This is a genomic window from Nocardia sp. NPDC004573 (assembly GCF_053602135.1).
In genome coordinates, this window is the sequence record NZ_JBSGDA010000013.1 from 1 (window position 1) to 12,615 (window position 12,615).

Genomic DNA, 12,615 nt, shown 5'->3' on the forward strand with positions numbered 1-12,615 from the left:
CCACACAGTTCACCACGAACGTCGACGGCTCGCGCCACGCGATGACCACCACCGGGATACCGGCCCGCAGGACCCGATCCGTGCACGGCAACCGGTCCTTCGCCCCACGTTCCGAGCAAGGTTCCAGCGTGCTGTACAGCGTGGCCCGCCCCAGCCGCGGATCCGCCGCGTCCAGCTTGCCCAGCGCGGCTTCCTCGGCATGTTCCTTCGGGTCCGATTCACGGGAGTAACCGGTCGCGATCGCCACACCGTCGGCGACGATCACCGCACCCACCGAGAACGCGCCCTCGGCCACCGGGCACAGACGCGCCAACTCGATCGCCCGGTTCATCCAGTAGCGATGGTCCGGCTCGGTCACCACACCGCCCTCCTTCGGCTGCAGACGCACTCGACACTGCCAGCAGCGTCCGCACACACTCTGACATCACGGCTGCGGATCTGGCGCAGACGATTCACCGGCCGCGCTCGATTCCCCGGCTGCGTTCTCGGCTGTGCCAGTAACCACGCTGCGCCTGCGGTGACGTGCTCGGAGGTTCCTTCACCGCCGCCGACGGCGGTTGCGCTTGGCCGAGTCCTAGAAGCTGTATTACCTCCGGCGGGATCCCTCGCCCCTGCAACCGCGCCAACTCTTCCGCGCGTTCCTTCTCCGCCGCTTGGCGTGCCTTGAACGCGGCCGCTCGATCGTTCTCGGCTGCCGCGCGCTCCACGCCGGCAGCCTCCGCTCCTTCTCGCGCCGACTGTTGCCCGGTGTCGACAGCTTCGCGTTCCTGGTACTGGTTGCGCACTGGGAATTCCTGCGCAACCCGTTCGGCAGCCGCCCGTTCAACCCGTGCACTCGGTGTTTCGCCTGCCCGCCTGGCTAGCTCGGCCTGTTCGTGCGCTTGTCGCTCGCGCTCGACTCGCTCGGGGGCTTCCGTACGGCCACGCGTAGCACCGTCGCGGAATCTCAGCATTTTCCGGAACTCCTCGGCTCGCTGACGCGCCCGCGCCAGCTCCGCAATTTTGTCCCGCCGCTTTCGTAGCTCCTGCGCTTTCTCCTCTCGCGCTTTCTCTGCTACACCTGGTAGCTCGAGCTGCTTACCTCGCTCCGGCAGTTCGAGCTGTTTACTTCGCTCCAAATCCACGCCCAATGCCCAAATTGTTCGGGCTTCGGCTCGCGAGATTTCCAGATGGGTGAATCTGTCGCGGAAGTCCTGCTTCAAACCGTTGATAAGTATCTGACAGTCTTTCGAGACCGTCTCGCCTTCCACTGACCGCAGCGTGTGTTCCTGCACAACACCAGTCTCTAGAAGGACCCGTATTACCTTGAGCTGCTTCTCATCCTTGGGTCCTTCGATTCTGCCGGATTTGTCCTCGATGGAGAAGGTTTTGCCTTGTTCCTCCCTGACATGGTCGAACTGAATCCGACCTTCCGGAGTCTTGTATACGCGGGAGCTGGGGAGGTATCCGTGCTCACGGTCCTTGAAATATACTTCGATACCGTTCTCGAATACTCTTCCGCGCTCGTGGGGCTTGTAGCGCTCTCGGTCTCTTTCGTATTCGTCCAACCGATCCCCCCCAGAAGCGTGGAGCGATACCGAGAAATTCTTGACCGTAGCCGTTACGAAGCATTCAAAGACAGTTCAGCGTCTGCGATAGCCCTCATGGAGCGATGCGTACTCTCGAATATCGGCAGCCATTTTGGAAAACATCCCTCCATGCTCCCCGAGGCTGTATTCGGTCATGCGCCCGATTAAACCCCATACGGTCTCGACGTCTTCCTCGTCGCCCGTATCCATCTCCAATGCGGGATTCACGTCGTCGTAAAACGAATATTCGCGACCGAACCATTCCTCATCGATAAATCTAGCCCCCGCGAATCTTTCGAAGCACTCGCCGATGAAACAAACGAACGCGTCAACCATGTCGGCGTCATCGGGTGACGCCGCAGCGGCAGCCCTGGTCGGGAACAGTTCGGCCACAATGGGGTCAAGCCGTTTGACCTCCGGCGAGCCTTCCGGCCACGGCTCCGAAGGGAGACCGCTTATGCCGGCATGGCTCATGAACTTCCGCGCTTGCGCCTTGCGCCGGTCGGGATCGACCCACTTCCCCCACGCTGTCTGCTCGACAGGCACCCCCAGATCCATGGTCAACTGCTCGTCATTCCCCATGCCTGGCTCCTTCTCGTCATGGTCCGAACAGGTCAGTGTCGCGCGTGAACCGTCACCGGGCAAGGGAACATCATCGCTCGACATACAGCCGTTCACACGGCAATCTGGGCCAACTCTCAGCACTATCAGCCAGCACATTCACCGCGTCGACGTAGTGCCGTTGCCGATGCTCTTGCACGAACAGCACAGCGGCGGTGCGGCAGGCCGCGAAGTCGAACCGTGCGCCGTGCAGGAACACCGACAGGTGCACGTCCGGTTCGCTCGGCAGCGGAGAAGTCATCGCAAGCCCCGCTCCCGGAACCACCGATAGTCCTCGCGAATCACGATCTCCGCCGCGACCCGAGTCGAACACTGCAACGGGTCACAACCCTCGTGCATGTTCAGAGCCTTATCCGCAGCGTTGCGGCTCATCAACGGCAGTGCCGGGTTGCTGTGCGAGGTCAGTCGCGCATTCAGCCTTTCTAACGCTGCCTTTACGTCGAATCTGCGCGACTTGCCGCCCTGGAATAGATGCAGGACAGGCCGTTTAGGCTCGTCATTGTCCGACATATGCCAGCACCCGCCGACGATGCGCCCGCTTCACAGCCGCGATATCGCGTATTGCCCGCACTATTAGCCACCCGGAAGGGCGTACATGGCTGTCGGGGCGCACAATCCACGCGCGAAACGCGGTCCCACGATCGGCTGGACTCGGCAACCCAATCGTTCCTCCGTCGCGGAGGATGGACACGTTGAACCGGAACATCTCAGCGAACAACGGCACCTCGTCCGGCAGGTCCGGTCGAATGATGAACGTCCACCGCTTCGACCGTGGATGCGACAGGATCGGCCCCAACTTGTAACCCTGGTTCTGCATCCACACCTTCACGTCGTGCCCCAATACGGCGGGCGTGGTGATCGCCCACACCGAGCCGCAACGGGCCACGATCCGGCCCACGTGGGGAGGGTCGACTCTCGCGGGTATATCGCACACGTTGCGGTAATAGTGGCATCGAGACATCGGTGTGTCCCCGAACGCTTCTCGGCGCATGACGCTCCCCTGCTCACACTCGTCGGAATAGGTGCGCCCGGCCCCGGCAACCCCTGATCGGTACCCGGGACGGAAACGGACTGCGGTAGAGGGCTCGCGGTTGCGCACTCCCTGTCGGACGCATACTCAGATGACCACGGAACATGCACCGAGGAACAAGGATCGGCGTCCACAGCACATCCACAACTAGCCGTATGCGGGGCCGTGACCAGCTAGATTCGGCGGTATGGACGGTCACGCCGCTATCGTCGGTGCGCAGCTGCGAGCGGCCCGCGAAGCCGCTGGAGTATCCCTGGCCGCCCTGTCTGCTCAGATCCACTACAGCAAGTCGGTGCTTGCCTACTACGAGACCGGAGAACGCACACCGACGCCCGATGTCATAGCGTGCTACGAGAAGCATTTCGGTCGCATCCAAGACCCCGTAGCGGCCTTGCTCACCCTCGGAAAGGCTGATGTGGAACGGCGCTCTTTCCTACGTGTCGGATACTCCACCGCACTCAGCGCATCCGTCCTGCTGCCCGGCTCGCTCGACCACGCGGCCATCCTTCCGCGTAAAGAATCCCGAGTGCGCTACGTGGGGGAAGCCGACGTAGCCGCAGTACGAGACGTGATGCTCGTGTTCTCCCAGATAGATCAGCGACTCGGCGGCGGGCATGGACGCACAGCCGTCGTCCAATATCTGACCAACGAGGTAACCGGCTATTTGAAGGGGTCCTTCGCCAGCGAGACCGCGCGTCGCCAAATGTTCTCCGCAGCGGCGGAAATGGCGTACCTCGTCGGTTGGATGGCGTTCGACAACGACGAGCACGCAGCCGCACAACGCTACTTCGCCACATCGACCCAGCTCGCCGCCGAGGCGGAAGACGCGCCGCTGACCGGGCACGTTATGCGCGCCATGGCCCACCAGGCTGTCGACCTGGGACACCCCGAACAGGCCCTACAGCTGGCCGAAGCATCCATCAGCGGCGCTCGCTACCGGTCGGCCTGCCCCCGCGAGCGCGCACTGCTGAAGGTCGTATACGCGAAAGCATTGAGCGCGGCAGGTCGACCAGCCGAGTCAGCGAAAGCGCTCCTCCAGGCCGAACAAGATCTCGCGGCAGTCTCCGACTCGGATCGCGAACCCACTCGGGTGTTCTTCTTCTCCGAAGCCAGCCTTGCCCACGAAACCGCGTGCGCGCTACGGGACGCGGGCAACCTCGCAGGAGCCGCTGACCAATTCCAGCTCAGCGTCCGTAAACGCAAGGCCACCGCGTTCACACGAACCCACGCGGTGACTCTTGGCTATCTCGGCACGGTGCAGGCCCGCACCGGCGAAATCGAGCAGGCCTGCGCGACATGGCGTTCAGCACTCGACGCGATGGGCGGGGTGCAGTCCGGGCGCACCCGGAACGTGGCCCGCGACATACGCTCGACGCTGGCACCGTACCGCGGCCAGCCCATTCCCGGTGTCCGCGAGACCGCCGACCAAGCAGCCGAGTATCTAGCAGCACACCAGAAGTAGGACAGAGGACATATGGCTGACGAAGTGTTCGAGGTAGTGCCGGTCGCCCACGTCGTAGGTGGCCGACGTGAACCAACCGATGATCACTGGGGCGGCACCGAGGCGATCATTCGCGTCGACGATCCCCGGTTCACCGACGAGTCGGTGCAGGGGTTGGAGGAGTTCAGCCACCTGGAGATCGTGTTCCGGTTCCACCTCACCGACCCGACGGACCTGCACTTCGGTGCGCGCAGCGCACGCGACAATCCGGAATGGCCGGAGGTCGGCATCTTTGGACACAGGAACATGCGGCGCATCAACTGGCTCGGCGTCTCGCGCTGTCGACTGCTCCGAGTGGACGGCCTGGATCTCCATGTCGCCGAACTCGACGCTGTCGACGGCACCCCCGTGCTGGACATCAAACCCTGGTTCGCGGAGTTCGGCCCTCGCGGAGAAGTCCGGCAAGCTGCGTGGTCCACGGAAATGCTCAAAAACTACTTCTAGGGCGTAGGCAAAGCGCTCGGAAGAACATGTGTTCGCGTCGGTGCGCTGGTTGCAGTACTGGGATTACGACTGAGCCCGCTCAGGACAGGTCGAGGTGGCGATTCATCGACATCGCCGCCTCGGCCAGTTCCGGAAGCTCCACCACCGTGACCCCGGCCTGCCGCAACCTCTCCACGCCCACACAGTTCACCACGAACGTCGACGGCTCGCGCCACGCGATGACCACCACCGGGATACCGGCCCGCAGGACCCGATCCGTGCACGGCAACCGGCCCTTCGTCCCACGTTCCGAGCAGGGTTCCAGCGTGCTGTACAGCGTGGCCCGCCCCAGCCGCGGATCCGCCGCGTCCAGCTTGCCCAGCGCGGCTTCCTCGGCATGGTCCTTCGGGTCCGATTCACGGGAGTAACCGGTCGCGATCGCCACACCGTCGGCGACGATCACCGCACCCACCGAGAACGCGCCCTCGGCCACCGGGCACAGACGCGCCAACTCGATGGCCCGGTTCATCCAATAGCGATGGTCGGGCTCGGTCACCGTATCGCCCTCCTTCGGCAGCTGACGCACTCGTCCTTCGACCGATCGAAAAAGCCCCTCACCTGCGCGAACAGATGAGGGGCTGAAGCGGTGGCGGAGGGATTTGAACCCTCGGAGGGGGGTTACCCCTCACACGCTTTCGAGGCGTGCTCCTTAGGCCGCTCGGACACGCCACCGCCGACAACCATACCGGACCGTCGCCGGATCACTAAATCGCCTGCTGACCTGCGGCTCAGCGCTGGGTGCGGAAGAAGTCGTCGAGCAGCGCCGCGCACTCGTCTGCGAGCACGCCGCCGCGCACCTGAGGCCGGTGATTGAGACGACGGTCGCGCACCACATCCCACAGCGACCCGACGGCGCCCGTCTTCGGCTCCCAGGCGCCGAAGACCAGGCGGCCGACCCGCGCGAGCACCAGCGCGCCCGCGCACATGGTGCACGGCTCCAGCGTGACGGCGAGGGTGGCGCCCTCCAGCCGCCAGCCGTCGCCGTGGACCGCGGCGGCCCGGCGCAGCGCCAGGATCTCCGCGTGCGCGGTCGGATCGCCGAGCGCCTCGCGGGCGTTCGCGGCCCGCGCGAGTTCCTTTCCGGCGGAGTCGAATACCACCGCGCCGACCGGCACGTCACCAGTTCCGGCGGCCGCGGCGGCTCCGATGGCGGCGCGCACCATGTCGGCGTCCGACGGGATCGGGTCGTCCGGGAGAACGCCCACGTCAGCGCGGCAGCTTGTCCAGTACCGCGGCGAATTCTCCGGCGAAGCCGAGGCGCTGGGCGATCATGCCGAGCTGCTCGTCCGGATAGAGGTCGGTCTCGGCGAGGATGACGCTCAGCACCGGTTCGGGCAGGCCCAGATCGGCGAGCACGCCCAGGTCACCCTCTTCCCATGGCTCCACGTCGTCCAGTTCGTCCGGATCGATATCGGGGATTTCCACGTTGAGGGCCTCCAGGACGTCCGCGGCGATGTCGTAATCGATCGCCGCCGTGGCGTCCGAGACGAGCATCCGGGTTCCGCTCGGCGCGGGCCGGAGCACGATGAAGAACTCGTCGTCGACGTCGAGCAACCCGAACACCGCTCCGGAGCTGCGCAAAGCTTTCAGCTCACTCTCCGCGGCGGACAAATCGGTGAGGGCGTCCCGGCTCAGCGGACTGCACCGCCATTTGCCTTCTTCGCGGACAACCGCCACTGCGAACCCTTCCACGTCGTCGTAATCGTCCGACGCCGCCCTGTTCGTGCCCGAGCGCTGTGCTGCCATGGCCGCAACGGTAGTCGGCTCGAGGGGAAATGTTGAAGTCGTATGCGAATCTGTTCCGGTGACTTCGGCGAAGAAAGCTCCGGTATGCGTCCTCGGGACCGGTTTGATCGGTGGGTCGCTATTACGCGCAGCCGTCGCCGCGGACTACGACGGCTGGGGCTACAACCGGTCGGCGGCGGGCGCGCGGGCCGCGCGCGCCGACGGTTTCGACGTCACCGAAGACCTGCCCGCCGCCTTGCGCCGCGCGGCCGCGACCGATGCGCTGATCGTCGTCGCGGTGCCGATGCCCGCGGTGGACCACATGCTCTCGGCGATCGCGGGCTACGCGCCGGAATGCGCCATCACGGATGTGGTGAGCGTGAAGGGGCCGGTCGCGGCGGCCGTGCGCGAGCACGGTCTCGCCCAGCGGTACGTCGGCGGCCATCCGATGGCCGGTACGTCCGAATCAGGCTGGGCGGCCACGGATCCGGATTTGTTCCGCGACGCGGTGTGGGCGGTCGGCGTCGACCAGGGCACGCGAGCCGACCCGTGGGCCCGCGTGGTGCGGCTGGCGCTGGACTGTGGCTCGGTGGTGGTACCGGTGGTGGCCGCGGAACACGATCGCGCCGTAGCCCGCGTCTCCCACCTGCCGCATGTGCTCGCCGAGGCACTGGCTCTGGTGGGCGCCGCCGGAGGCGATCTCGCGCTGGGGCTCGCGGCCGGGTCGTTCCGAGACGGCACCCGCGTCGCCGGTACCGCGCCCGATCTGGTTCGCGCGATCTGTGAACCGAATTCAGCGGCGCTACTGGAAGCTCTGGACGACGCACTCACCGTGCTCGGCGCGGCGCGCGACAACCTGCGCGACAAGCGATCCCTCGCGGATCTGGTCGAAGCCGGGCACGACGCGCGCCGGCGCTACGAGTCCGCGCGGCGCTGGGAGATCACCGGCATCCGGCCCGGCGACCACGACTGGCTGGCAGACCTGCGGGCGGCAGGCGAGCGCGGCGGGGTCATCACCCGGCTGGACTGACCGTGCGAGAACCGTCCACTCGCCCGACCCGCCGGAGCCGGCCCGGCCGCTGCTCTCAGATGCGTTCGGCCAGGCCCGGGTAGTCCAGCACGAATCCGTCGGCGTCCACCGTGACGGTCGCGCTGGACACCGGCGACAGCACGCTGATGCCGTCGGCGGCGCTGCTGTAGATCAGCGTGGCCTCTTGGACGAGGAGATCGGGCAGACGCACGTACACCACCGGGACCTGCCTGTCCTCGACCGCGTGCTGCAGGTCGTAGCGGCGGATCGGCAAGGTGTTGAAGAACGGGCTGAGCACCACGTCCACGTCCAGCGCCCCGGCGAAGGTGGAGCGCACATGGTTGCCGCCGGCGTCGACGAGCCAGTAGTCCTCCTCGTCGCGGGCGATCGAGGCATGCCGCTCACCGGCGGCCGTCGTGGTGCGCACCGACAACCGCTTCGTCACGCCGTTCTCGTCGGTGACCAGGTCGTACGACGCGCTGAACGCGGGGTGGTCGGCGCTCGCGCCGCCGATCATGCGCCCGGCGGCGCGGATGCGGTTGCCGTTGAGTTGCACCCGCACCGACTCCATGCGCGTCGCGTCGTGGGCGCGCCAGGTGAGGATCGCCGGCCACCGGGATTCCTGCGGGCTCGCGGCGGCGCTCTCGGGGTCGGAGGCTGGGGTCGTCACGTATCTACCGTAAGCGACACCCGGCCCCGGCCCGTACAACAACCGCCGCTCATCACACCAGCGACTCCCGCCATGCCGCGTGCAGGCCTGCGAACCTCCCGGTCCCCGCGATCAGGGCATCCGGTGTGCCGTCCTCGACGATCCGGCCGGACTCGAGCACCAGTACCCGGTGCGCGATGGCCACCGTCGACAGCCGGTGCGCGATGATCACCGCCGTACGCCCGCGCAGCACGGTCTCCAGCGCCCGCTGCACCAGCCGTTCGCTCGGTATGTCGAGGCTCGACGTGGCCTCGTCCAGCACGATCACGGCGGGATCGGCCAAGAACACCCGCGCGAACGCGACCAGCTGCCGCTGCCCCGCCGAGAGCCTCCCGCCGCGCTTGCGCACGTCGGTGGCGAAGCCCTCGGGCAGCGCCCGCACGAAGTCGTACAGACCGACGGCGCGCGCCGCCGCGAACACCTCGGCGTCGGTGGCCTCGGGCCTGCCCAAACGGATGTTGTCGGCCACCGACCCGGAGAACAGGTACGACTCCTGGGTGACCATCACCACATTGCGGCGCAGGTCGACGTCGGAGAGGTCGCGCAGGTCGATGCCGTCCAGGGTGACGGCGCCGCCGGACGGGTCGTAGAACCGCGTCAGCAGTTTGGCCAGCGTCGACTTGCCCGCGCCGGTCGCACCGACCAGCGCGATCACCTGCCCCGCCGGGATGTCCAGGGTGAACTCCGGCAGCACCGGTCGCGTCCGGCGATCGGGTTTGTCCGGTTCGGTGGACGCCCCTGCCGGGGCATCAGCTGCCGGCGTCGGCGCACGGTCGGCGTCCGCGGCGGGCGTGCTCGAGTAGCCGAACCACACCTTCTCCATCCGCACCGCGCCGGACGCCTTGGCCAGCGCCACCGGCCGCGCCGGCTCGGGCACCGACGGCTCCTCCTCCAGCACGCCGGAGATCTTCTCCAGCGCGGCCGCCGCGGATTGGTAGGCGTTGAACACTTGCGCCAGTTCGTCCAGCGGCCCGTAGAACTCGTTGAGGTACAGCAAGTAGGCAGCGAGCACGCCGACCGCGAGATCGCCCTCGATCACCCGCCAGGCGCCGACCACGATGATGATGACGGTGGTCAGGTTGCCGAGCAGTTTGGTCAAACCCGCGTAGTCACCCATGCCGCGCATGGCCGTGGTGGTCGCCCGGCGGTATTCCGCGTCCTCGATCGCCAGCACCGACTCGTTGCGCTGCTCCCGGCGGAACGCCTGCACCGCCCGCATGCCGCCCATCGACTCGACGAACTGCACGACCACCTTGGCGATCGCGGCGCGCGTACGCCGGTAGCCCGCACGCTGCCTGCGCTGCGCCCAGCGGGTGACCAGCACCAGCGGTACGAATCCGGTCAGCACGATCGCGGCGAGCGCCTGATCCAGGTAGATCAGCAGCGCGGCGATGGTGACCACCGACAAGATCGCGCTCAGCGCCTGGTTGAGCGCGCTCTCCAGCAGCTCCTGCAGCGTCTCGATGTCGCCGGTGAGCCGCGCCACCACCTTGCCCGAGGTGTACTTCTCGTGGAAGGCGACGCTGAGCCGCTGTGTGTGCGCGAACGCGCGGACGCGCAGGTCGAACAGCACGCTCTGGCTCAGTTTGCCGGACACCCGCAGGAAGGAGTACGTACTGATCACGCTGATCAGGACCGAGCCGAGGTAACCCGCCACGGTCCACGCCAGCGGCGCCCAGTTCCCCTCGACACCGCGCGCGATGCCCGTGTCCAGACCGTGCGCGACGAACAGCGGCGCCGACACCTTGGCGACGTTGTCCAGCACGATGAGCACCAGCGCGAGCGCGGTGAGCTTGCGGTAGGGCTTGACCAGGTCGAGCAGTAGCCGCCGGGAGCGTCCGGCCAGCACCAGATTCCCGGTCTCGGTGACCTCCTTGTCCTCGCCCGCGATGCCCCGCCAGTCGGCCGCCTGTTCCCCTGGCTCCGGAAGTGCCTCCGGCGCCTCGCCTTTCGTTTCGGTGGTCGTGATGCTCACAGCTGCTCACCTCCCATCAGTTCGCGGTAGCTTCTGCTGGTACGCAGCAATTGGTCGTGGGTTCCCTCCGCGACGATCCGGCCGTCGGCGAGCACCGCCACCCGGTCGGCCAGCGCCGCCGTGGACGGACGATGCGCGACCAGCAGCGTCGTCGCGTCGGCCAGCACGGTGCGCAGACGGGCCTGCACCCGCTCCTCGGTCTCCACGTCGAGCGCGGACAGCGGGTCGTCGAGCACCATGATCCGGCTGCCCTCGCCACCGCCCGCGCCGGTGAGCACCGCGCGGGCCAGCGCGAGTCGCTGCCGCTGGCCACCGGACAGGCTCAGGCCCTGTTCGCCGATCCTGGTGTCCAAGCCCCAAGGCAGATCGTCGACGAACTCGGTGGCCTGCGCGACCTCGAGAGCCCGGCGCACATCGGCGTCCGTGGCGGCCGGGTCGCCGAGCGCGACGTTCTCCCGCACGCTCGCGGAGAACAACACCGGGTCCTCGAACGCCACCGAGACCAGCGACCGCAGGTCGGCGACGCGCATCGTCGCGGTATCGATGCCATCGATGGTGATCGCGCCGCCGGACACGTCGTACAAGCGCGGAATCAAGTTCAGCAGTGCTGTCTTACCGCTTCCCGTCGCGCCGACCAGCGCCACGGTCTCGCCGGGACGAACCCGCAGCGACACCTCCCGCAGCACATCTTTTCCGGCGTCGGGGAAGGCGAATCGCACCGCGTCCAAACGCAGTTCGCCGCGGATGCGCTCGGGCAGGGCCACCGGATCGGCCGGGTCGGTGATGTCGACGGGGGTGTCGATGATCTCCCAGTACCGGTCGGCCGCGGTGCGCGCGTCGTTCAACTCGGCGAGCAAGAAGCCGGTCCAGATGATCGGCCACTGCAGGAAAGTCGCCAGCGTGATGCCCGCGATCAAGGTGCCGAGCGTCATCGTGCCGTGCGCCACCGCGTACCCGCCGTAGCCGAGCGCGAACGCGATGGCCAGCTGCGGCAGGCTCACCATGCTCGACCACAATGTCGCGTCGAGGCGCGCCTTCAGCAACTCGGTCTGCCGCAGCTCCTGCGCCTGGGCGGTGAACCGGCGTCCGAAGAAGGCGCCCCGTCCGAACGCCTTGAGCACCCGTACGCCCTGCGCGGACTCCTCGGCGGTGGTCGCCAGGTCACCGGACTGGTCCTGGGAACGTCGGGAGGCCACCGCGTACCGGCGCTCGAACCGGATGCAGCCGATGACCAGCGGAATCGAGATCACCGCGAAGATGGCGCCGATCTGCGGGCTCAGCGCGATCAGCACGAGCAGACCGACCGGAATGATCACACCGTGGATGAGCAGGAACGGCCCCGCGAACGAGACGAACCGGCGCATGGTGGCCAGGTCGTCGATCGCCCGCGAGAGCAGCTGACCCGACTCCCACGCGTCGTGCCTGCCGATCGACAGCGCCTGCAGCTTCCGGAAGATCTTGGCCCGCAACGTGATCTCGAATCGGGTCGCGGGCGCTGCGATCAGCCAGCGGCGTCCCCACACGCCACCGGCTTCCAGCAGGCCCAGCGCCAGCACCGCGGCCACCGGCCACAGCGCGCCCCCGAGATCGCGGTGGGCGACCGGGCCATCGATGATCCGGGCGATCATCAGCGGAATGACGACGGCCGTCAGGCCGGACAGCAGCGCGAGGCCGCTGGCGGCGAGCAGCATCCCGATGTGCGGACGCAGGTACGGCCAGAATCGGCGCAGCGAATGCAGGCGGCCCGTGGCGGCGGGCCGCTCTGCTCTGTCGGCCTCCGGTTCGGCCGGCGAAACGTCCAGTGCGACAGACAAGACTCCCCCTCGAGGTATGTGACTGGCGGCGGAGAACGGGACCCACGGTGATGTTCGCAGCGGGGTCCGACATTCCAGAGTCGCACCGGAACATGCTTCGACCAACCGATTTTCCGGCCGCCGCCGGACATCCGCGCTCGTCGCGACGACGGGTTCCAC

Annotated in this window: 14 protein-coding genes and 1 tRNA gene; 3 read left to right on the forward strand and 12 right to left on the reverse strand. The window is 67.1% G+C overall.

The genetic code is table 11. The annotated features are described in order from the left end of the window. The 5 genes from ACWEKR_RS20620 to ACWEKR_RS20640 all read right to left on the reverse strand — a co-directional run. Nucleotides 1–358 (reverse strand): deaminase (locus tag ACWEKR_RS20620; RefSeq protein WP_452355842.1); only part of this gene is annotated, 358 nt, incomplete at its 3' end. A gap of 94 nt (nt 359–452) precedes the next feature. After that, complete coding sequence (locus ACWEKR_RS20625) at nt 453–1,547, reverse strand: hypothetical protein (protein WP_452355843.1); 1,095 nt, start codon at nt 1,545–1,547, stop codon at nt 453–455. 75 nt (nt 1,548–1,622) lie between these two features. Next, complete coding sequence (locus ACWEKR_RS20630) at nt 1,623–2,150, reverse strand: hypothetical protein (protein ID WP_452355844.1); 528 nt, start codon at nt 2,148–2,150, stop codon at nt 1,623–1,625. 70 nt (nt 2,151–2,220) lie between these two features. Beyond that, complete coding sequence (locus ACWEKR_RS20635) at nt 2,221–2,430, reverse strand: hypothetical protein (protein ID WP_452355845.1); 210 nt, start codon at nt 2,428–2,430, stop codon at nt 2,221–2,223. 255 nt (nt 2,431–2,685) lie between these two features. Continuing rightward, nucleotides 2,686–3,087, reverse strand: coding sequence for a DNA-directed RNA polymerase subunit beta (locus ACWEKR_RS20640; protein WP_452355846.1), 402 nt, complete (start codon nt 3,085–3,087; stop codon nt 2,686–2,688). Between the two features lie 319 nt (nt 3,088–3,406). Between ACWEKR_RS20640 and ACWEKR_RS20645 the strand changes: the two genes are divergently transcribed. Together ACWEKR_RS20645 and ACWEKR_RS20650 are read left to right on the forward strand one after the other, a co-directional pair. After that, a complete protein-coding gene (locus tag ACWEKR_RS20645; RefSeq protein ID WP_452355847.1) occupies nt 3,407–4,681 on the forward strand; it encodes a helix-turn-helix domain-containing protein in 1,275 nt (424 codons plus the stop codon). 12 nt (nt 4,682–4,693) lie between these two features. Continuing rightward, nucleotides 4,694–5,164: an SAM-dependent methyltransferase gene (locus tag ACWEKR_RS20650; RefSeq protein WP_452355848.1), complete on the forward strand. Its 471-nt coding sequence runs from the start codon at nt 4,694–4,696 to the stop codon at nt 5,162–5,164. A gap of 79 nt (nt 5,165–5,243) precedes the next feature. On the opposite strand, the gene ACWEKR_RS20655 is transcribed toward ACWEKR_RS20650, so the two are convergent. From ACWEKR_RS20655 to ACWEKR_RS20670, 4 genes are all read right to left on the reverse strand, one after another. Beyond that, nucleotides 5,244–5,699, reverse strand: a complete 456-nt coding sequence (locus ACWEKR_RS20655; protein ID WP_452355849.1) for a deaminase — start codon at nt 5,697–5,699, stop codon at nt 5,244–5,246. A gap of 88 nt (nt 5,700–5,787) precedes the next feature. After that, a tRNA-Ser gene (locus tag ACWEKR_RS20660) sits at nt 5,788–5,875 on the reverse strand. A gap of 56 nt (nt 5,876–5,931) precedes the next feature. Further along, nucleotides 5,932–6,366, reverse strand: coding sequence for a nucleoside deaminase (locus ACWEKR_RS20665; RefSeq protein ID WP_452355972.1), 435 nt, complete (start codon nt 6,364–6,366; stop codon nt 5,932–5,934). Nucleotides 6,367–6,409: 43 nt separating this feature from the next. After that, entirely contained in the window at nt 6,410–6,949 is a 540-nt protein-coding gene (locus ACWEKR_RS20670) for a tRNA adenosine deaminase-associated protein (protein WP_159844604.1), read from the reverse strand. A 58-nt stretch (nt 6,950–7,007) separates the two neighbouring features. Between ACWEKR_RS20670 and ACWEKR_RS20675 the strand changes: the two genes are divergently transcribed. Then, nucleotides 7,008–7,958, forward strand: coding sequence for a prephenate dehydrogenase (locus ACWEKR_RS20675; protein WP_452355850.1), 951 nt, complete (start codon nt 7,008–7,010; stop codon nt 7,956–7,958). Between the two features lie 55 nt (nt 7,959–8,013). Here the strand turns inward: ACWEKR_RS20675 and ACWEKR_RS20680 are convergent, their stop codons facing one another. From ACWEKR_RS20680 to ACWEKR_RS20690, 3 genes are read right to left on the reverse strand one after another with little or no spacing between them, the layout of a single operon-like run. Continuing rightward, a complete protein-coding gene (locus ACWEKR_RS20680; RefSeq protein ID WP_195084967.1) occupies nt 8,014–8,628 on the reverse strand; it encodes a putative glycolipid-binding domain-containing protein in 615 nt (204 codons plus the stop codon). 52 nt (nt 8,629–8,680) lie between these two features. Continuing rightward, entirely contained in the window at nt 8,681–10,642 is a 1,962-nt protein-coding gene (locus tag ACWEKR_RS20685) for an ABC transporter ATP-binding protein (RefSeq protein ID WP_452355851.1), read from the reverse strand. Further along, a complete protein-coding gene (locus ACWEKR_RS20690; RefSeq protein WP_452355852.1) occupies nt 10,639–12,456 on the reverse strand; it encodes an ABC transporter ATP-binding protein in 1,818 nt (605 codons plus the stop codon). The genes ACWEKR_RS20685 and ACWEKR_RS20690 overlap by 4 nt, the downstream gene beginning before the upstream one ends. Nucleotides 12,457–12,615 lie beyond the last annotated feature (159 nt).

Excerpts from the sequence above, each read along its gene's own strand:
- ACWEKR_RS20630 (WP_452355844.1), bottom strand. The coding sequence starts at position 2,150 with ATGGGGAATGACGAGCAGTTGACCATGGATCTGGGGGTGCCTGTCGAG.
- ACWEKR_RS20635 (WP_452355845.1), bottom strand. The coding sequence starts at position 2,430 with ATGACTTCTCCGCTGCCGAGCGAACCGGACGTGCACCTGTCGGTGTTC.
- ACWEKR_RS20645 (WP_452355847.1), top strand. The coding sequence starts at position 3,407 with ATGGACGGTCACGCCGCTATCGTCGGTGCGCAGCTGCGAGCGGCCCGC.
- ACWEKR_RS20650 (WP_452355848.1), top strand. The coding sequence starts at position 4,694 with ATGGCTGACGAAGTGTTCGAGGTAGTGCCGGTCGCCCACGTCGTAGGT.
- ACWEKR_RS20665 (WP_452355972.1), bottom strand. The coding sequence starts at position 6,366 with ATGGTGCGCGCCGCCATCGGAGCCGCCGCGGCCGCCGGAACTGGTGAC.
- ACWEKR_RS20670 (WP_159844604.1), bottom strand. The coding sequence starts at position 6,949 with ATGGCAGCACAGCGCTCGGGCACGAACAGGGCGGCGTCGGACGATTAC.